Below are 21926 nucleotides of genomic sequence, written 5' to 3'. Positions count from 1 at the left end.
TATAACAACCTCTTTTTTAAAAACGATCTTTGTTAGTTTATAGCTGCAAAAGCGTCTCACTTTTAAGACCTTTGCAACAGCAAAAAAGACGTAAATTTTTTGTTTTATAAAACAAATTAAATCTGGTCCATCGCGCGATAAACTTTAAAATAAACAATTTTGAACGATAACAATTTACTTAAATCTATAGAAGAGGTGTTAGCTAATATGCCGGGAGACTGGTTAAGATTAACAACCCACAGACTTGATATTTATAACGAAGAACGGGCTAAAAGCGACTTTATAGAAGAATTCGAAAACCTGCTGAATTCTGGTGATTTAAATGGTACAAACCTAAGCCAGTTACCTACTGCATACGACTATATTAGACTGGGGCATCCGTTATCTAGCATTCTTGAATGGTGTGTTGCTAAGATGAATACACTTAAAGCGGAATATGTTATTAGTTTTTCTTCTCAAACAATGCCGGTTTTAGCCATTTTAAGAACCAATGCGCTGGCTAATAAAAAAACGAGAATTGCCTACGCCGGTAATTTACCGGAACATTTTAATACCGAGAGTCTAACACAAGTTTACGGCTACGATTTTGAACTCATACAAGTTGAGAATCCTGCTGCATTACCTCAATTTGAAGGAAGCACTATTTTTATTTCTCATAGCATAAATCTTGCTGAAACACATATCCATAAGTCTATTGATTTCTTAGTAAGTCTTCACGATAAACTGGGAAGCATTCTGTTGATTAACGGAGCGGAAAATGCAGATTATGTAGCTCTCATACAACACGTACGAAGAAGAGAATCTATAGCGATGACGCCAGCAGACAGTCTTAAAATATTACAACTGTTGACCGGAAAAGCTGTTGCCGATTCTGCTGCAGGTGACTATAATGAAAATAAAACCAAAGTCGTAAGTACTATACAGGAAATTACTGCGACACAGACTAAAGTGCTTTTGGGTTCGTCGGGATTATCGGTTCAATATGCGATTATGATGGGACTTATTGATGATGCGCTGGAAAAGCATCCCGGTAAGGCTATAAAAATTATCGTACCGCCTAATTGCTATGGGGGTACAAACGATCAGGCAAGACGCGTGGCAGCAAGTATTGATCGGGTAGAAATACTTGATCTTCCTGTAGATGGGGATAACGACATGGTCAAAAGTACAGATCAGGTTTTAGATCAGGTTGCCCGCGAAGATGGTGTGCCTTATATAATTGCTGAAATTCCAACTAATCCGCGAGTTGAGGTTCCAGATCTTGATAAACTTCGGGAAACTTTAAGTAAAAAACGTAAAACGCCTTCCGGCGAGCCGGCAATTGATCCGGTTTTTATATTGGATCAGACTTTTTGCCCAAATGTTCAATTTTTGAGTGAACAAGGTATTCTCGCGTCTATACGTACCATATCCTACGTAAGCGGATCTAAATTTCCCAGTGGTGGAAAGTGTACTGCAGGATATTGCGTGGCCAATAAAAAAGCAGAAAATCTACTGGATAAAATAGATAAACACTTTAAAATTTGTGACAACGAAGCCACAGATCTTCAGGTTGAAATTCTTGCAGAACAGTTGCCTTCTATGAATTCTCGTATTGTAGAAGCTTATAAAAACACCCGTGAATTTGTGAATTTTATAAAAGAAACCCTACCGACTGCTAAAATCAATTTTGTTTCCGAAGAACTAGCGCAACAAGGCTTTACACCCTCTGTTTTTTCTCTTGACCTCCCCACAAAAGGAGACTCCGCAGAAGAGAAAGAGACTTACAAGAGAGCATTAAATCTTAAACTCATCAATATGATGATCACGGCTATTCCAGAAGAGAGTAAATATTGTGTGAGTTATGGTCAGTTAAAAGGATGTTACTGGACGATACCTGCAACCTCAACACAGGGAACTACTAAAGAAGGTGACAAAGATTATATCGTACGAGTATCTTTATCACCTAATTTAAATCTAGATCTTCATAAAGAGGTGTTTACGAAGTTTGTGAATGGGATTAACTAAATAGATTTGCTGCAATACATAGAAACAAGTAGTTCCTAAAAAGTAAAGTAATACATCCCAACCATCTGCCGTATATCTATTTAAAAAGTGTGGTAAAATAGCTTCAAAATAGATACTGTATATAAAAGTGAGTACAAAAACCGGTAACAGTTCAAAATGTTGCTGGTTTTTATTTTTAATGAGTTCGTAGCAACCAAGACATAATCCCAACACTATAGGCATACATAAAAAATCTTTGAGATAGATTCTTGCAAAAAGTGGCGCTGTAAAAGGGAAAAAATGATCAAATTCAATGAGTAGAAATACAAATATACAGATGCAGCAAAAAATATAAATCAATCTCATATAGCGGTAAGTGTTATAAGGAAAGCGAGCAAACCTCCCAGGCCTATTAATACAATCCACATAATGTACCCAGCTCTTGCAAATGCTCTAACCAACGGATTTTTATGATCTCTCAGTGACTTTTTCGCTACAGTAGATCCCTCCTTTTCAGGAGAACCGGAATTCTTGGATGAATTTTTATCATTATTTTCTGGCGGCATAGGTGTTTGTGGATTCATCATTTTTATTGAATTTATAAGTTACATCTCAGTTAAATTTAATTCAATTTAAAAGGAACAGAACTATCTGAATAGTTGTTTTCTATTTTTAGAAACTTAGTGTATCCTTCTCAAATCGTACTAAGGATTAAATCCGTTTTCTGTACCAAGTAGTATAGCAATTTTACTAAGTGTTTTTGAAATTATAATAGCCGACAATGTCAATTAAATGCTAAAAAATTTGGTTTCAGCCATTCTTTCGTAAATTCGGTAAACCGTTTAAGAATCTAATAATTCTTAGCTGTTTTTAAGTATTTAGCGAAATTACATGACTCACGAGTTTAAAAAAATTGTAGAAAATGCCTTTACATATTACACCAAAGGCACTTCCTGTGTTCTGGCAACAGTAGTGCATCTGGAAGGATCTTCTTACCGTAAACCCGGTGTGAGAATGTTAATCGCTGAAGATGGGATGATGACGGGTGCCGTAAGCGGAGGCTGTGTTGAAAAAGAAGTATTGTTTCAAGCGGCTACAGTTTTTAAAACAAATTTGCCAAAAATGATGACCTACGATGGTCGGTATCGTTTAGGCTGTGAGGGAATTTTATATATTTTAATAGAACCGTTTTCAATAAATGAACAGTTCTATAAAAGTATTTCTGCCGATTTAGAGAAACGAGAACCAATTAAAATAGCTTCTTATTATTCGTTAGATATAGAAAATCCTATCCTTGATTTGGGTTCAGTAATACAACTGAGTAATGGAAATGTCATAAAAACAAATCCAAATTCTGATGAATCTAAGATTGAAATCCAAGATACCCTACTCTATTTTCAGCAAGAATTGAGTCCGTTATTTCAGTTATTCCTTTTTGGAGCAGAACACGATGCAGTACAGCTGGGTCAGCTGGCAGCACTGATGGGTTGGGAAGTTACTGTAATTGCTTCGTTTAAAGATCAGAAAGAATTAAAGCATTTTCCGGGCGTTACAAACCTACTACATATTAATCCTGAAGAAAGTCACACCCTGTCTATTGATGAGAATTCGGCGGTTGTTTTGATGAATCACAATTATGCTACAGACCTTAATTTCCTCTTACACATCCTGGAAAAAAATCCGGTTTACATTGGTTCGCTGGGCTCTGTAAAACGACGCGAGAAACTGTTTAACGATTTAATAGAGTACCGCCCAGAAAAAGCCGATTTGTTTATTGACAAAATTTACGGTCCGGCAGGTCTTGACATTGGAGCCATTACACCTCAAGAAATAGCAAATTCTATAATTTCTGAAATTACAGCTGTACTTAGAAATAAAGAAATAAAATCCCTAAGAGACATTCCCGGAAGTATTCACGCATAGTCCATTAAGCATTAAAATAAGATCTATGACTACCACAAAAAGAGCGCGTTATAATAAGAAACGTTACGTATTACCGCTTACGCTACTCATACTACTTATAGCTTTTAGACTGTATTTACCCACTCTGGTTAAAAATTCTATCAATAAAGCTTTAGCAGATATCCCGGGATACTATGGGCAGGTTGATGATGTAGATATTGCACTGTACAGAGGCGCTTATGTGCTTAACAAACTTTATTTAAATAAAGTAGATGCTGGTACTCAAGTCCCTTTTTTAAATTTTCCGAAGACAGATATATCTATTGAATGGAAGTCGGTTTTTAAAGGAAAAATAGTAGCTGAGATTACAATGAATAGTCCGGAGATTATCTACGTCTTTGAAGATCAGGAATCCACTCCTGAAGAAGGAACGGCCGATGTGGATGACTGGACTAAAGCGATCACTGAAATTGTACCTCTAGAAATTAACCATTTTGAAGTTCATAATGGGAAACTGGCATTTGTGCAATTATCTGCAGAGCCTAATGTAGATTTAGCTATCGAAAAACTCGAACTCACAGCAGACAACTTACGTAATGTAGTTGAAAAAGGACGTGTTTTACCATCCCCAATAAGTGCTACTGGAGTTTCCTTTGGAGGTGGCACGGTGAAGCTGGACGGAAATATTAATATTATAAAAGAAATTCCCGATATGGATCTTGCATTTTCCCTTCAAAAAGCAAATGCAACTGCCTTAAATGATTTCACAAATTATTATGCGGGTATTGATTTTGAAAGTGGTACTGTCGAACTCTTTAGCGAAATAGCGATTGCAGATGGATATTTAAAAGGATATATGAAACCTTTGCTTGTAGATACAAAACTTATAGGCAAAGAAGATGGTTTTCTAGAAACGCTCTGGGAAGGCTTTGTAGGATTTTTCAAATTTGCTTTTAAAAATCAGCGTACAGATACATTAGCTACCGAAATTCCGCTTCAGGGAGATTTAAATAATATCGAAGCAGGTGTCTGGCCTACCATCGGTGGAATCTTTAAAAATGCCTGGATAAAAGCTTTCAAAGGTGAAACAGACGATTCTATCGAATTTAAGGATGCTTTTAATGACGATGATGATTTAAGCTCTAAAGAGAAACGTGCTATTAGAAAAGAAGAACGTAAAGCCAAACGTGAAAACCGCAAAGCAGAAAAAGAGAACGATACGGTATAACTTCTTAGCAGTTTTGATGTAACGATTTGTTTACCAGTTCATTTTCTGTAACCGTATTGCATTTAGTATCGCAAGAAAAGCGACTCCTACATCTGCAAATACAGCTTCCCACATAGTTGCAAGTCCGCCAGCTCCAAGTAAAAGTACCACAGCTTTTACGCCAAAAGCAAGGGCAATATTCTGCCATACAATTTTGCGGGTAGAGCGACCTATTTGAATTGCAGTTGCAATTTTTGAGGGTTGATCTGTCTGAATTATTACATCTGCAGTCTCAACCGCAACATCACTACCTAATCCGCCCATCGCGATTCCCACATCACTTACAGCAAGTACAGGGGCATCATTAATGCCATCGCCGGTAAATGCGACATAAACTCCAGTTTGCTTTTTAAGTAGTTCTACTTCTCTTAGCTTATCCTCTGGGAGTAAACCGCCCTTAGCCCAATCGATTTTCAATTCTTTAGCTACCTGCTGAGTTATAGAGTCTTTATCTCCAGAAAGCATTACTATTTTTGAAATACCTGCCTTACGAAGATTAGAAATCATATGCTGAGCATCATCTTTAAGTTCGTCTGCTAGGATCACATAACCTACAATATGACCTTCAATGGCCATAAAAACTAAGGATTCTACAACAGAATTTGTGTTTGCTGGTAATTGCAAAGCATTTGCTTGCATTAAGGTCTTATTACCTACTAGAATTTCCTTTCCGTTTATCGTCCCAGATAATCCTTTACCTGCTATTTCGGTGATCGCTGTAGCTTCTAAAGGTAACTCATCAGAAGAATATTGCAGGATTGCCTTCGCTATGGGATGGGTGGATTTAGTTTCCATAGCGATTAGGTAGCGCATAAATTCTTCTTCAGAATAATTAGACAAGGTCTTTATTTCCTTGATTTTAAAAATTCCTTTAGTAACTGTTCCGGTTTTATCAAGAACTACCGTATTTATCTTGGTCATAGTATCTAAAAAAGAAGCTCCTTTAAATAAAATTCCATTACGAGAAGCAGCGCCCAGTCCGCCAAAGTAACCTAGCGGAATTGATATTACTAATGCACAAGGACAGGATATAACCAGAAAAATAAGAGCTCTATATAACCAGTCTTCAAAAATATAATTGTCCACTATGAAGTACGGAATCAATGTAACTCCTAGTGCCAGAACTACGATTATAGGTGTGTAAATGCGTGCAAATTTTCGAATAAAAAGTTCGGTTTTTGATTTACGGGAAGTCGCATTTTGAACAAGCTCAAGAATACGGGCCACCGAACTATCTTTAAAAGCAGCCACTACCTCTAATTCAATTACATTATCAAGGTTAATACTGCCAGCAAATACACGTTCCCCTTTACGGACAGTAGAAGGTTTACTCTCACCAGTTAACGCAGCCGTGTTTAGCGTTGCCTTATCAGAAAGTAACGTACTATCCAATGGTATTTTTTCACCTGCACGAACTTGAATTTTGTCTCCAATAGACACGGTATCAGGATCTACGGAAACATATGTGTTGTTTTTAAGTACGAACGCTTCTTTAGGACGTACATCCAGGAGAGCCTTAATATTTTTCTTTGCATTACTTACTGCTGCATGTTGAAATTCTTCTCCTACGGTGTAAAACACCATCACAGCAACACCTTCGGGATATTCCCCTAAAATAAAGGCTCCCACCGAAGCAATTGTCATCAGAAAAAATTCAGTAAAAAAGTCTCCCTTCTTGATGCTATTTAAACCCTGACGTGCAACCGGTAAACCCACAGGCAAATACGCAATTACATACCAAGATAGTCGAACCCAGTTTTTAAAAAAATCTAAGTTAAAATAGTCAAATACAATTCCGGTTATAAGAAAAATAAAACTGAATAAACCTGGAATATATGCTTTGAAATTAGAATGTGAGGAGTGGTCGTGCTCAAGGTCAACAGTAGTATCTACCGAATCATCACACGTACTGCAACATTCCTTTACATTATTAGATGGTACACCTGTATCTTTCATAGTTGCAAGTTCATAAATAGACACGTGCAACAGAAGTGCAATTATACGGTATTACATTTTTTACAAATACCTTTAATTACCAAGTTTGCATCTTCAGCTTTATAACCTTCAGGAAGGTTAATATGTGGAATTTTATGATCGGTGAGACAGACCGTATCCTCACAAATTGTACAGTGAAAATGTAGATGCAAATCCCTATCAAATTCACAGTTACAGTTAGGCTCACATAAAGCATATTTTAAAATACCAGAACCATCCTGAATCTGATGAACGACCCCTTTTTCTTCAAATGTTTTTAAAGTTCTAAATAGGGTGGTTCTTTCTGAATTTGAGAATGCATTTTCCAGATCAGACAAGGCTAGTGCTTTATTAGATTTATTTAAAAGTTTATAAATTAAAATACGCATAGCCGTTGGCCGAATTTCCTTTGCCTCTAAACTTTTCTCTGCCTCAATGCTGTGTAACATATTCTTTGTAATTAAATCGACTAAACGGTTTATAAAGGTAACTAATTCGTTAGCTTGAAAAAGCTTTAATTCTTCTAACAAAAAAATGCTCCTCATGGAGCATTTTCTGTTTTTATAAAATGGCTTATTATTTATTATTTGGTTGCTTTAATATCTTGAATTACGCCTATAGCTGATGCGTTTTGAGGATTATCAGTTGTTTTATAAGAAACTTGAAAAGTTTTACCTTCAAAATTACCGTTTACTAAATCATAGTTAGAAATACTTGATGCATCATTCACTTCTAAAACTACGGCTTTAAAGTTTGCGTCTGTAAAGAAATAATAGTTTCCCTCATAACCATCAAAAATCAACTGATCTTCAACAACGGCAGATGTAGTTGCTATTTCTGAATTTATTGTAGTGAAAGAAAATAAGAATGCGCTGAATATTATAAGTAGAGTTTTCATAAACTGAATTTTTAAATTTGTGAATCTAATTTACAAGACCTTAAGCGGAGAATTCCATCTCTTATAAATACTTTAATATCAACTATTAATAAACTCCCAACTTTTTAGGCATATCCTATTTATTTAAGATTTCTATCACATTTTATTTTGTCATATAATGCCGACTTGAATAATTTTAGACATCTACTCAATATATAAATACGACAGAATCAGCTGAATATGTTAAATTAATGCTTGTACTTTTAACACTTAATCGTTAAAGCGTGCATCGTATCTAAAATAACCTTCACCGCGATGCTTTCCGATAAATAAAAATTAGATTAGTTCTAGGTATGAGTACTTTAAATTGAGTTTTATGTCCCCTATACCCTAAACATAACTTACAATTTTAACCCGAATCGCTTTAAACCGATTAACTCATTTACAACTTCTATGAACTTAAAATATGATGGAACAAATGCACTTGTTAAAAGTGCCGTTAATAGAGCAGAATTAATTTTAAGAAGTTCGTTTTTTCAGGAGCAGCTTCTAAAGAATTTTAGTGTTTCAGATGCTGAAAAAATAAGGTCATTTATTTCTACTATTGGCGATCAAAATTCTGAAAGTATCTTCATTACTACTTTCTGGAATCCGTTGAAGAAAGAATCTATTATTGAGCCAAAAAATAACATAATAGGCTTAAACACTGCGCTTTTAAAAAAATCAAGACACGCATTTTTACAGCAAATCATAAAAAATTATTCAAAACTTTTAATAGGTAAGCTTACGTCAAACCCATTGAAAACGGATGATCAAATTTTAGACCGTCAGATCAAAATGATCACTCAAGCATACGCCTAAAAAAAAACTTGAAAATTTTTAAATAAATTGTTTTGCGTATTGAGATTTATATTACATTCGCACGCATTTTAAACGCAATAAATTTATAATTATGAAACGCATTTTATTAGCTGGTTTCGCATTGAGTCTAATGATTACAGTTGCATCTTGCAGAGAAGCATCTGAAGAGAAGACAGAAGAAGTAATGGAAGAAACTTCTATGGAAGAAGTGGCTCCTGAGGCTCCTGTTCAAGAGATGGAAGTTGAAGAAGTTGTTAATGACACTCTTCAAGTTGAAACTCCTGCTGCTGAGTAATTCAAAAAACTACAAAGATCCAAACAAAAACCCTGCATCCTGCAGGGTTTTTGTATTTTACACTACTTCGTATTTAAAATTTACAGCGCATATTTCTTGGCAATAGCATCTACACAGTTTATCCCATCTATCGCTGCAGACATAATTCCGCCGGCATAACCAGCACCTTCACCACAAGGGTATAATCCTGAGATTTCTACGTGCTCTAATGTTTCTGAATTACGCGGAATAGAAATGGGTGATGATGTTCTACTTTCGGGTGCATGCAAAACAGCATCTTTAGATAAATAACCTGGCATTTTTTTCCCAAAAGCTACAAATGCCTTTTTCAATCTTTTAGCAATAAGATCTGGCAAAACTTTATTAAGATCTGCACTTACAATACCCGGCTGATAAGATGTTTTTGGAAAATCTTTTGATTTAACTCCATTTACAAAATCTGTCATACGTTGTGCTGGGACTTGCTGTGTTCTACCCCCTGCAACCCAACAAGTATGCTCTACTTCCTTTTGAAAATTGAGACACACCAAAGGGTCATCTGGTGTGTAATTAGGTAAATCTTCTGGGGTAACGCTTACAACAATACCAGAATTCGCATAAGGATTGTTACGTTTACTTGGGCTCCAACCATTAGTTACCACCTCATCTTGAGCGGTGGCACAAGGAGCTATAATACCGCCGGGACACATACAGAAAGAATATACTCCCATCCCATCTATTTGAACTACGAGACTATAAGCAGCCGGTGGTAAATAAGGATTATCTGTTTCTCCGTGATATTGGATATAATTAATAACTTCTTGCTGGTGCTCGATACGCACGCCAAGCGCAAAAGGCTTTGCCTCCAGTTTTATATTCTTAGCGTGCAATAAATAAAAAATATCGCGTGCAGAGTGTCCGGTAGCTAAAATGACTTCCTTAAACTCATACTTAGTTTCATTATTTATTTCCAGACCTTTTACCTTGTTATCCTCGATTATCAAGTCGGTTAATTTGGAATCAAAATGTACAGCTCCACCGGCTTCTTCGATCGCTTCCCGCATTGCCGTAATTAGCTTAGGTAATTTATTTGTACCTATATGAGGGTGTGCATCAACAAGAATATCTTCATCTGCTCCAAAATGAACTAACCACTCCAAAGCTTTTAAAACGTTTCCGCGTTTTTTTGAACGGGTATATAATTTACCGTCAGAATACGTACCTGCACCACCTTCCCCAAAACAATAATTAGATTCTGGATTTACAATTTGTTCTTTATTAATTTTAGCAAGATCGCGTCTACGCGCCTTTACGTCTTTTCCTCGCTCAAAAACAATGGGCTTTAATCCAGCTTCAATCGCACGTAATGCCGCGTATAGCCCAGCAGGACCAGCTCCTATTATTGCGATTGTAGGTGCATTAGAAACATCTTTAGACTCAAATTTACTTAAAGACTCCCGTAGATCGCCGCGCTCCCAGATTTCTACCTGAAGTTGCATTTTTACAGGCTTTTTACGCGCATCTATAGATCGTTTGCGTATGCGCCAGTCTGCAACATTTGCGGGGTTAATAGCTGCTTTTTTAAGGGCAGCTTTCAAAATATAATCAGTATTTTCTAATTCGTTAGGAAGAATACTTAAAGAAACAAGTGTGCTCATACGCTGCAAATATAATCATTGCTAGCAAGCGAGTAAAGTTCTAAAAGCCCGTGCTTCATATTAATGAGTTCTATCATACACTCAGTTTTACGCCTATAGATTAAAAAAAAAAGGCTTCTATCAATTCTAAGATAGAAACCTTCTTATAGAGTTATTTAATTCAGTTTAATTCATTTTATAGACGCGTACATAGTCAATACTAAATTCCTGCGGAAAGATAGAATCATCAACTTCGGGACCTCCAAAATTTCCGCCTACTGCCAAATTAATTATAAAATAAAAAGGCTGATCAAAAGGCCATACAGAATCATCTTTTTTCTCTGGATTGTAGATAAAAACGGAAGTGTCGTCCACAAAAAATTCAATTTGATCTGGTGACCATTCAGCAGCGTAAATGTGATAACCATCTTCTACATCTTTAAACAATGTCTTTTTACTGAATGCCGAATCACCGTGACCTGCCAGTACGTGAAGTGTGGTGTACACCATATCTTCTTCTTTGCCTACATATTCTAAAATATCAATCTCCCCACTCGAAGGCCACCCTACCTCAGTTATATTTGTCCCTAACATCCAGAATGCTGGCCATATACCTTGACCAGTAGCCACCTTAGCTCTGGCCTCCATCCGACCATATTTAAATGTGCGCTTATTTTGTGTAGTAATACGCGTGGAAGTATAACTATCTCCTTCTTTACGTGCCGTAATCACTAATTTACCATCTTCTAATCGATGATTATTTTCAGTATAAATCTGTCGCTCATTATTTCCCCATCCACAAATTGTAGGGCATCCATCCCCAAGTTGAAAATTCCAGGAATTTAGATCTAGAGTTGATCCGTTAAACTCGTCAGACCATACTAATTCTGAATATTTCTGTGCTTTGCAACTCACCGCAATCAGTAGTAAACAGCTCAATAGACTTATTTTTTTCAGCATTGTAAACTTTTTAAAAATGAATACTAAGAATAACAATTAACTATTCATAAGTGATTTTAACTGTTTTTAAATCTACAGAATTTGAGCCAATCATTATTTCAAATTCTCCGGGTTCTGCCTCCCATTTAGCGTTTGAAGTAAAAAATTCTAAAGTTTTAGAATTGATTGTAAAAGTAACCTTGCTAGATTCACCGGGAGCCAGTTCAATTTGTTTAAAATCGCGCAGCTCTTTCACAGGTCGCGTACGACTAGCTACTAAATCTCTAATGTATAATTGCACAGTTTCTTTACCTGTGACTTTCCCAGTGTTTTTAAGTACTACGGAAACAGCAATACTACCCTCTCCTGAAAATTTTGTATCAGATACCTCAGGATCTCCATAACTGAAATTGGTATAACTAAGGCCGAAACCAAATGGATAAAGTGCATCTCTTGATTCATCCTGATATCCAGAATAGGTAACCATATTACTAGAAGGTCTACCTGTGTTTTTCTGATTGTAATACAAGGGTTCTTGCCCAACATTTCTGGGGAATGATACCGGTAATTTTCCAGACGGATTATAATCTCCAAATACCACATCTGCAATAGCATTTCCGGCTTCAGAACCTAAAAACCAAGTCTCTAAAAGCGCTGGTACTTGATCACTAGGCCTACTTAAATCTAATGGTCGACCATTCATTAAAACCAAGACAATATTTTTGTTCACTGAAACGACTGCATCTAATAGCTCTTGTTGAACACCCTTAAGTTTTATATCTGTTTGACTGCGACCTTCTCCAGATTGAAACGCATCCTCTCCAAGGACAAGTATTACAACTTCAGATTTTTTTGCTGCGGCAACAGCATCAGCAAATCCGGAGGTATCTGTATCATTAATTTTTAAGGGCATAAGAAAACTACGTTCTCCTATACCTAACGAGGCTCCTTTTGCATAATTAATTTGTGTATCTGCGCTAAGGGTATTTTTAATTCCTTCTAAAACAGAAACAGCTGAATTTTTTATTGCCTGAGCACGCCAATTTCCCAATGGAGAATCTTTATCATCTGCTAAAGGACCAATAACAGCAATACTCTTGATATTTTTAGAAATAGGCAGTATTGCTTGTTCATTTTTAAGTAAAACAATAGATTTTCTTGCAATATCACGGGCAGCTTCTAAATGCTCTGGGGCAAGTAGCACTTCTCTTTCTCGCTTTTCGTCACTGTACTTATAGGGATTGTCAAATAAACCCAATGCGTATTTTACCCGTAAAATTCTACGAACAGCATCATTAAGCAGCTCCTCTTTAATCTCATTTTCTGAAACTAATTGTTCTATCGCCACTTCATATACCCGACCTTCCATATCCATATCGCTACCTGCAACCACTGCAAGTTTAGCGGCTTGTATTTTATCTTCGGCAAAACCATGCGGAATTAACTCTGCAATTGATCCCCAGTCTGAAACCATAAAACCTTTAAAATCCCAATCTCCTTTTAAGATATCACGCTGTAAGTGAACAGAAGCAGTAGCAGGAATACCATCTATCTCATTAAAGCTATTCATAAAGGTAGCCACACCTGCTTTAGAGGCTGCTTTAAAAGGTAGGAGAATCGAATTTTGCAATTCTGATTCTCCGACATTTACTGTATTGTAATCTCTTCCAGCTTCGGCGTAACCATAACCGGCAAAATGTTTAGCACAAGCAGCAATAGTATAATCGTCGGATAGATTATCTCCTTGGAAACCCTTAATTCTGGCAACTCCAATTACACTATTTAGGTAAGGATCTTCTCCTGCGCCTTCCATAATGCGTCCCCAACGCGCATCTCTAGACACATCTATCATAGGGGCAAACGTCCAATGAACACCTGCAGCAGCAGTTTCTCTTGCAGCAATTTTGGCACTTAATTCAAGTGCTTCAAGATCCCAACTTGCACTCTCCCCTAGTGGTACCGGAAACATAGTTTTGTAGCCGTGAATGACATCGTAGCCAAAAATCAATGGAATTTTTAATCGTGAGTTTTTCATCACCACCTCCTGAGCTTCTCGAGTAGCTTTAGCTGTTAATACATTAAGCATAGAACCTACTTCGCCATTCTTAAGTTTCTCAAGTTTTGTTCTAGCGTCAATATCTGATGGAGCACCCGTTACGTCAAAACTTCCATTATATTGAGTCATCTGGCCTACTTTTTCCTTGATGGTCATCAAAGAGAGTAGCGAATCAATTTTTTTCTCAATTACCAGATCTAGGTTATTTATACCTTGTGCCTGCGTATCTAATCCCGAAGCAACACACACAAAAAATAGAATTACTGATTTTATAAAATACCTTTTCATCCTTTCTCTTTAATTGCGTTGATATACGCGTACATAATCAACTTCCATACTAGATTCGGTAAATGAATCGGCTACATTGCCACCCAGAGTTCCACCCATTGCTACATTTAAAATCATAAAGAAATCTTTGTCAAAAGGCTTTGTTAAGTCATTTTCAAAGAGGTGAAAGAGTTTGTCATCTACAAAAAAGCGAATTTGAGTTTCGGTCCATTCTACACTATACGTATGAAATATAGTAGCCACATCAGATACCGTTGTGCTTTCTGTAATACCATTTGCTCCAGAATTTCCGGGATAATGTAGTGTCGAAAGTACTTCATTTTGATTACGACCTACGTGCTCCATAATATCTATCTCACCTGCTCCCGGCCAAGGATTCGTTTGGTAATCTGCACCTAACATCCATATCGCCGGCCACGTACCTACACCTTGTGGTAATTTTGCGCGTACCTCAACTCTACCAAAGGTAAATTCTTGCAACCCTTCAGTTTTTAATCTAGCAGAAGTAAACTCTTGTCCCATATAATTTTCACGTCTCGCTGTAATTTTTAAAACACCATTTTCAACAATTACATTTTCAGATCTATCTGTGTAATATTGAACTTCGTTATTTCCCCAGCCTACCTGGCCATTCCCAATATCATACGTCCATTTTGAGACGTCTGGTGCTCCATTAGAATCAAATTCATCTGACCATAATAAGTTAGGAAAAGTATCTTCTTCGGCTACCGGTCCGCTACCCTCAGCAGGTTTTGTCGCTGTGAGAATAACATACCATGCTAAGCCCTGATCATTGCCTTGCACTGCACGAAGCACCATTCTATTTGCAGTAAGTGATATAATCTCATATTCATTAGTACCTATATAATAGCCTACATAACCAGTATCTCCCAATGTCATTACTGTACCTCGCTTGCGATCTGCTGCCACTACAGATTCTGATGGCGCTAAGGAAACTCCCATTTCACCAGCAGTGGTGAACTCATAACAACTATCATCTGGAGAAGCGCCCCCTGCGACACTCGCATAACTTCTATTAAAAAACGAAGCACCTTTATTGTCTTGTTCATAGGTTAAATTCTCCCCATTAGTAGTGGAAAAAATAAACTCGTCATCGTATGCACAACTAGAAGCCGGATTAGCATTTAATGCGAATGGGTCTGTAAATGAGAAATAAGCCCAAAAATAATTTTGAGATAAATCATCATTATTAGGGCCTACTCCTAAATGATTAGGCACATCTGCCGCCCAATACCAAGTCTTAGAACTTCCACCCGTGAGAAGTTCTATTGCTTCAGGGTCTGAGAAGTCACTTTGTACCGTAACCTCAACAAGTTTTGAGCTCGTAACTCCTCCTTTTCCATAGGCTAAAACGGTAACTTGATAGGTGTTTAATCCTGTTTTTGTGAATCGTTTTTGATAAACGCCATTCGGTGCTACAACAACACTGCCATCTGGAAAAGCAAATCTGTAGGTAATTGCATTTTCTGCATTTGCGGTAAATGTTACGTTACCAGATCCATCATCTGTAATGTCTAAGCTTACCTCCAGATTTTGAGGAACAAGTATCTGATCTAATGTATTATCGTCATCCTGACAGCTAATCATACTTATGATTATGAGGGTGATCGATAGAATTTTATATATAAATCTCATCGCTTTAAGTTTCTAGTTATGGAAGTACAAGTTATCTATGAAAAAAGTTCCTCCTGAATTGAATTGAACATCAAATTTGAATTGAAATACATTTTCTACAGATATGCCCTGGTCTGTAAAAGCTGAAAGAGGAATATCTATACTTGTCCATTGCTCCGCATTTACAGCTAAGTCAACAGGTCGTTCTCCTGATGTATCAATTATAAAAAACGGAATAGTTGTATAATCTGCAGACCATATATCTATATGCACAAAAGCATACTCAGAAGCATCTACTTCTTCGCCTAGATCGATACCTTCATAATTTGCATTTCCATATTTAATAACTTGATTGCTGTTTATACTCACCTGCTCGTAGGTTGTACTTTGCCCCCAGTTAGGAAAGTAATTTACATTCGCAGGATCTGAATAGGCATCACTAAATACAGAATAAACGGTACTTGCTGCATCAACAGGGTTTGCGGCTGCAGTTGCTGGAGCGCTAAGAGAAACATAATTTTCATTGTTGAAGTAAACATTATCCATATAAACTGTGGCCTGACCTGCTGGACCTGCAGAATATATTAACTGTGCGATATGTACACGCTCATTAAGTCCGGTAAACGCACTTAAAGGAATATTTAATGTAACCCAAGTGGCTTGTGTAAAATCGCCATTGTCTAAATTTAAAACTACTTCGTGTTCAGAATCGTCGCCTCCGTCATAGGTTCCGTTAGGACCAAAATCTACTAATTTAAAACGTAATTGTGTAGAACTGCCCGTCCAAACATCAATATTAAAATGAGTCATTGAAGAGGCATCTATAGGATTTGCCGGCTCAACACCTACGAAGTTTAAAGCATCGTATTGCTTTGTAGCATTACCTTCAATATTAATATCTGTAAGACTTGCATCTGACCAATCTGTACGCCAAGTTCGCATTTCAATATTTGTATAGACATCAGAAAATAAAGAAATAACCGATGCTGCTTTTTTAGTTGGACTAGGTGCTGCGGCAAGTGGTGAGGTTACTTCATAAACTGTTATAGTTTCTGTAGTCTGAGTGGTGGCTGAGCCCGCGCCTTTAGCAACTACACGTATAATATAGTTACCCAGTTCTTGATATTCATAAGAAATGCTTCCGCCCGGCATAAGTTGCAAAGGCTCTTCGTTTTCTTCTTCTCCAAAATAAACATCAAAAAGAGTCGCAAAATCTGCTTCTGCTGAAACACTCACATTAGCCGGATTTGATGCAGATTGATTTACTGATATAATTAAATTTTCTGGAGCTCTAAAAGAAATTGTAACTAATTGCGAATATTCACTAGTTAATCCTGTTGCTCCTGTTGCAGTAACACGCACTAAATACTCTCCCTCTTCAAATACAGTAGAGGCAGATTGTCCCGCATCAATAATCACTTCGCTTTTTTGCTCATCACCCCAATTTATGGTAAATGTAGAAGCACCTTCACCGGCAGGTGTAATGGTTAACATTCCTGTATCGTCTTGAGCAATTGAGAAATTAGCAGTCACATTTTGCGGTGCAGAAATATCTTGTAACGCATAATTAGTTACTGTCTCATCTTCACAAGCCATAAAAACCGTAAATACAGCGGTTAAGGCAAAAAGTAGTTTTAAAATTTTCATCGTTTAATCGTGTATTAGTTTGTATATCCTTGATTTTGTTCCCAACGGTTACCTGCAAGCTGAATTTCTATAGCAGGAATAGGGAATAATTCGTTTTTACCGGTTGTAAATCCGGGAATATTTTGAGCTGCTCTTCCAGTACGTACCAAATCAAAAAACCGATGTCCTTCACCTACAAGTTCAAGCCTCCTCTCATCGTATATAAAATCTGTAAGAGCTGCTCCCGTAGCAGTTATATCGTGATTAGTATCTCCAAATGCGCGTCTGCGAACTCTATTTAAGTATTCTTGAGCAAGGGCATCATTAGGAGTTGCCTTGCGATTATGCGCTTCTGCAGCCATTAATAAAACATCGGCAAATCGTATTGAACGGTAATTATTAGGATTTGTAAGTGCGGCATCTCCTATATTAGCATCTCCTTTACGAGCTATATATTTTTTATTATAAAAGCCTGTATGCTCAAAACCTTCATTATAAGTTGCACCATTGGCAGCGGCAAATTCTACAATATTTAAGATAGCTACATCTCTTCTGGAATCTCCAGGTTCAAAAGCTTCATAAACCTCTTGAACCGGGACATTAAAGCTAAATCCCGAGTCAAATTGCGGACCTGAATAATTACGGATTCCATTAAAACCTACAGCCACATTACCTTCACTACACTGTAAACATCCAAAACCAGCACCTTCTTTATCTGTGTATTGTACTTCAAAAACCGATTCAACACTATTCTCGCCTTCTTGTTCAAAAATTGTAGCATAGTCTGTAACCAAATCATAAGGACCTGCTATAACGAGATCAAATGCTGCAGCAGCTTCAGTAAATTTATTTTGATATAAATAAGCCTTTCCTAAGAGTGCTCTTGCCGCACCACTAGTAATCCTACCATTTTCTGCTTGAGTTGCCGGAAGTGTTTCCGCAGCAAAAATTAAATCAAGTTCAATTTGATTATAAACTTCGGCTTTAGGAGTGCGCTCTGCATTAAACTGATCTCCAAAAAGTAGACGCTGGTCAACTGCTAAGGGTACATCACCAAACCATTTAACCAATTCAAAATAATAGTATGCTCTTAAAAAACGCGCTTGCGCTATAATTTGCTCTTTTCCATTAAAATCGGTTTTATCCTGAAACTCTAAAATATAATTTGCCCGGTTAACACCCGAAAACATCCAACCCCATATATCTCGCAATTGCTGATTTATAGTGCCATGAGTCATATTATCTATTTCTTGAATTCCCGGAGTATCTGTTGCACTCTCCCCTCCCGCAAGGGTATTGTCTGAGGCAATCTCTCCAACCATCACATTGAGATAGGTTGCTTGTAATAAATCGTAAGCTCCTACTAATGCTAATTGATAATCTTCTTCTGAATTAAAATAATCTTCAGAGTTCTCATTTGTAGGATCAACATCGACAAAATCATCACTGCAACTCATAAAAAATGTTGCGGTAATTACTGAGGCAATTAGTATTAATTTTATATTTAAATTTCTCATTGCTAATCGATTAAAATTTGAAGTTCATTCCTGCTGTATAAACACGTGGCACGGGATAGAATCCTTGATCTATACCTCCTCCTATGGGAGCTCCAGATGATGCAGAGGGATCGTAGCCGTTGTACTCGGTAAGTGTAAATAGATTAGATACCGCTAAGTAAAAGCGTAGTTTTCTTATACCTAATTGATCAAGTACCTCATTACCTAAACTGTAACCCAGTTGCACATTTTGCAGTCGTAGGTAAGACCCATCTTCAACATAAAAATCTGAAAAGAGTAGATTAGAATTAGGTCCTGTAGTAACTCGTGGAAACGAATTTGTGGATCCTACACCTGTCCAACGATCCAACACATAATTTGTCTTGTTAGTGAGGTTTTGATTGCGGTCGTATGCACGTATTATATCATTTCCGATTGAAGCAAATGCGTAGGCGGTAAAATCAAAATTCTTGTAGTTAAAACCAAGATTGAGCCCCATTGTTATATCTGGAATTGGATCGCCCAGATTTACACGATCATCTCCATTTATTACTCCATCTTCGTTTTGATCTACATAGCGCAGATCACCAAGTGTTGCATCTGTTTGCGTAGCGTGAGCATCTACTTCAGCCTGAGACTGAAAAATGCCATTTGTTTGAAGACCATAAAAGTAACCTATTGGGAAACCGGCTTCCATACGAGCGGGCGCTTCCTGACCAAAACCAAAACTACCTCCAGGTATGAAACCGCTTTCATTACCTACAGCGATAACTTCGTTTTTGAGTGTCGTAAAATTATAACTCATATTGAATCCTGCATCATCATTAAAGGATTTGCTATAAGAAAGTGAGAATTCTAATCCACTATTTTCTACGCTTCCCGCATTAACTATAGGAGCGCCAGCACCGGGAGCAGATACACCCAAAATTCCTGAAACCTGAGGTATAAGTAATAAATCGTCTGTTCTTCGTTTAAAATAATCAACCGTAAGATCAATTGCAGAATTAAAGAGTCTTGCATCAAAACCTACATCAAAGGTTTTTTGTCGTTCCCATTTAATCTCTGGGTTAGATAACTGCCCAGCGGCCACCCCATAAACGAGTTCGTTATTAAAAACATAAGTTCCTTCAGCATTTAAAGTAGAAACATAACCAAAAGCGCCAATTCTATCATTACCCAAAATACCATAACTCGCTCTCAGCTTTAGAAAATCTAGTACATCACTAGTACCATAAAAGGCCTCATCACTTACAACCCATCCTAAGGATGCAGATGGAAAATATCCAAACTTATTTCTTGGACCAAAATTTGATGAGCCATCACGTCTTAAAACAGCAGAAAATAGATAGCGTTGTTTGTAGTTATATTGAACCCGTGTAAAATAGGAAAGAAGTCGTTGATCAAATTCATTAGCTCCGTTTACATCTCTTGCGTCAATTAACTCTTCTGCGCCCTCAAGGGAAGCTCCTTCATAGGTAGGACTTACAATACCTCTTCCTGTAAAATTATAAAACTCGCCTGTCGTTTTAAAAACAGACATTCCCAACAAAGCGGTAAGATTGTGATCATCACCAAAGGTGTTTTTATAAGTAAGAAAATTATCAAAAGTATAATCCCGAAAGAAACTATTATTTACAAAATACTGACTATCACCAAGATTATTAAATACTTTTCCATCTCCAAAATTAAGCCCACTAGGAAGAAAACTAGTATTATGAACCTCAGAATAATTAAACTGGTATCTGGATTCAATTGTAAAATGATCAAGAAAATCATATGCTAATCCTACGGTACCCGTAACTTTATCTACAACTGTCCCATTAAAAGTATTTTCAATTTGAGCTAAAGGATTTATTACTTCATTTCCTAAACCAGTAGCTAGGGTATAATTACCATTTGCATCTCTAACAGAAAATGTAGGCGCCATATTCACTGCATTGAAAAGCACAGATCCTAAAGCATTTTCTGATAAAGTACTTCGGTTAGAATTTGTATATATAGCGGTTGTAGTTAATTTTAAATTATCTAGAAGATCTAAATCATAACTACCTCTCCCTGTAAAACGATTAAAATTTACTGCTCCACCACCTACGATTCCATCTTGATCGAGATAACCGGCACCTATTGAGTAAGCTGACTTCTCACCACCACCGTAAATTGTTGCGTTAACATCTGAAAGTAAAGCTTGTCTAAAAACCTCATCTTGCCAGTTTGTTCCTGAACCCAAAATTGCCAAATTAGGAAAAGGAGGCGCTTGGTTTCCGGCAGCATATGCCTCATTAATAATAGCACCATATTCAGTGGCATCTAATACAGGAAGTTTTCTACTCGTTTCTTGTAAGCCTACATAAGAATCAAGATCTACACGAAGGTCTGTGTTTTTACGTCCACCTTTAGTAGTTATTAATATTACCCCATTTGCTGCTCTAACTCCATAAATACCTGCTGTAGCATCCTTAAGTACATTAATGCTTTCGATATCATTAGGATTTATAACACTTAAATCTTCAATAACCGCTCCGTCAACAAGTATTAACGGTCTATTATCCCCATTAGTTGATATCCCGCGTATCGAAATTGTAGATGCACTACCTGGTGAACCAGAAGTTGAGCTAATATTTACACCGGCTACGCGACCTTGTAAAGCCTGTTCAATGCGTACAGGATTCTGCTCTTCAATACTCTCAGAACTTACTACGCTTACTGCTCCCGTAATTTCTTTCTTCGTTTGAGTTCCATAACCTACGACTACAACTTCGTCAAGCGTACTAGCATCTTCTTCTAGTGTTATACTCAAATCTGTAGAAGTTTGAACTAAACGCTCATTAGTAAGGAAACCCAAATAAGAGAATTGCAAAGTGCTATTTGATTCTGTCTCGATGACAAAAAGTCCATCAAAATTTGTTGTCGTTCCCCTGTTTGTTCCTTTAATAAGTACATTAACCCCTGGTAAAGGCATTCCCGAAGGATCAGAAACGGTACCAGAAATGCGTATCTGAGAATTAGTCTGACTAAGAACAGTCAGGCTTAAAAACCCAAATAAGATTAAAGATAAAATTGATTTCATATATAATTAGTTTGAAATCAAAGCTACCTCACGATTTGAAG

Annotated in this window: 16 protein-coding genes; 5 read left to right on the top strand and 11 right to left on the bottom strand. The window is 37.0% G+C overall.

What is annotated here, in order from left to right; all coding sequences use genetic code 11:
* Positions 1-159 precede the first annotated feature (159 nt).
* A complete protein-coding gene (locus DSM00_RS12895) occupies positions 160-2007 on the top strand; it encodes a PLP-dependent aminotransferase family protein (protein ID WP_128758382.1) in 1848 nt (615 codons plus the stop codon).
* 341 nt (positions 2008-2348) lie between these two features.
* Here the strand turns inward: DSM00_RS12895 and DSM00_RS12890 are convergent, their stop codons facing one another.
* Positions 2349-2573, bottom strand: a complete 225-nt coding sequence (locus DSM00_RS12890) for a hypothetical protein (RefSeq protein ID WP_128758381.1) — start codon at positions 2571-2573, stop codon at positions 2349-2351.
* 304 nt (positions 2574-2877) lie between these two features.
* Here DSM00_RS12890 and DSM00_RS12885 point away from each other — a divergent pair, with 304 nt between their 5' ends.
* Together DSM00_RS12885 and DSM00_RS12880 are read left to right on the top strand one after the other, a co-directional pair.
* Positions 2878-3909: an XdhC family protein gene (locus DSM00_RS12885; RefSeq protein WP_128758380.1), complete on the top strand. Its 1032-nt coding sequence runs from the start codon at positions 2878-2880 to the stop codon at positions 3907-3909.
* Between the two features lie 25 nt (positions 3910-3934).
* Entirely contained in the window at positions 3935-5116 is a 1182-nt protein-coding gene (locus tag DSM00_RS12880) for a DUF748 domain-containing protein (protein WP_128758379.1), read from the top strand.
* A gap of 30 nt (positions 5117-5146) precedes the next feature.
* Here DSM00_RS12880 and DSM00_RS12875 read toward each other — a convergent pair whose 3' ends face one another.
* The 3 genes from DSM00_RS12875 to DSM00_RS12865 all read right to left on the bottom strand — a co-directional run bounded on the left by DSM00_RS12875 (position 5147) and on the right by DSM00_RS12865 (position 8027).
* Entirely contained in the window at positions 5147-7111 is a 1965-nt protein-coding gene (locus DSM00_RS12875; protein WP_128758378.1) for a heavy metal translocating P-type ATPase, read from the bottom strand.
* 41 nt (positions 7112-7152) lie between these two features.
* The gene (locus DSM00_RS12870) at positions 7153-7578 is read right to left on the bottom strand and encodes a Fur family transcriptional regulator (RefSeq protein ID WP_128758508.1); all 426 of its coding nucleotides are present in this window, start codon (positions 7576-7578) and stop codon (positions 7153-7155) included.
* 134 nt (positions 7579-7712) lie between these two features.
* Positions 7713-8027, bottom strand: a complete 315-nt coding sequence (locus DSM00_RS12865) for a hypothetical protein (RefSeq protein WP_128758377.1) — start codon at positions 8025-8027, stop codon at positions 7713-7715.
* Positions 8028-8459: 432 nt separating this feature from the next.
* On the opposite strand from DSM00_RS12865, the gene DSM00_RS12860 reads away from it, so the two are divergent.
* On the top strand, positions 8460-8867 hold the full coding sequence (locus DSM00_RS12860) for a hypothetical protein (protein ID WP_128758376.1): 408 nt from the start codon (positions 8460-8462) through the stop codon (positions 8865-8867).
* 91 nt (positions 8868-8958) lie between these two features.
* Positions 8959-9162, top strand: a complete 204-nt coding sequence (locus DSM00_RS12855) for a hypothetical protein (RefSeq protein ID WP_128758375.1) — start codon at positions 8959-8961, stop codon at positions 9160-9162.
* 80 nt (positions 9163-9242) lie between these two features.
* On the opposite strand, the gene DSM00_RS12850 is transcribed toward DSM00_RS12855, so the two are convergent.
* From DSM00_RS12850 to DSM00_RS12820, 7 genes are all read right to left on the bottom strand, one after another.
* Complete coding sequence (locus DSM00_RS12850) at positions 9243-10799, bottom strand: NAD(P)/FAD-dependent oxidoreductase (RefSeq protein ID WP_128758374.1); 1557 nt, start codon at positions 10797-10799, stop codon at positions 9243-9245.
* A gap of 165 nt (positions 10800-10964) precedes the next feature.
* Positions 10965-11738 (bottom strand): glycoside hydrolase family 16 protein, encoded by a 774-nt coding sequence (locus DSM00_RS12845; protein ID WP_164916337.1) that lies wholly within the window; start codon positions 11736-11738, stop codon positions 10965-10967.
* Positions 11739-11778: 40 nt separating this feature from the next.
* Positions 11779-14061: a beta-glucosidase BglX gene (bglX, locus tag DSM00_RS12840; protein ID WP_128758373.1), complete on the bottom strand. Its 2283-nt coding sequence runs from the start codon at positions 14059-14061 to the stop codon at positions 11779-11781.
* A gap of 9 nt (positions 14062-14070) precedes the next feature.
* On the bottom strand, positions 14071-15669 hold the full coding sequence (locus tag DSM00_RS12835; protein ID WP_241652418.1) for a family 16 glycosylhydrolase: 1599 nt from the start codon (positions 15667-15669) through the stop codon (positions 14071-14073).
* A gap of 60 nt (positions 15670-15729) precedes the next feature.
* On the bottom strand, positions 15730-17343 hold the full coding sequence (locus tag DSM00_RS12830) for a hypothetical protein (RefSeq protein ID WP_128758371.1): 1614 nt from the start codon (positions 17341-17343) through the stop codon (positions 15730-15732).
* 14 nt (positions 17344-17357) lie between these two features.
* Positions 17358-18839: a RagB/SusD family nutrient uptake outer membrane protein gene (locus DSM00_RS12825; protein ID WP_128758370.1), complete on the bottom strand. Its 1482-nt coding sequence runs from the start codon at positions 18837-18839 to the stop codon at positions 17358-17360.
* Between the two features lie 10 nt (positions 18840-18849).
* Complete coding sequence (locus DSM00_RS12820; RefSeq protein ID WP_128758369.1) at positions 18850-21885, bottom strand: SusC/RagA family TonB-linked outer membrane protein; 3036 nt, start codon at positions 21883-21885, stop codon at positions 18850-18852.
* Positions 21886-21926 lie beyond the last annotated feature (41 nt).

Source organism: Leeuwenhoekiella aequorea, assembly GCF_004104375.1.
GTDB classification, from domain to species: Bacteria; Bacteroidota; Bacteroidia; order Flavobacteriales; family Flavobacteriaceae; genus Leeuwenhoekiella; species Leeuwenhoekiella aequorea.
Note: the sequence above shows the minus strand (reverse complement) of the source record. Positions and strands in the feature narration are given on the sequence as shown.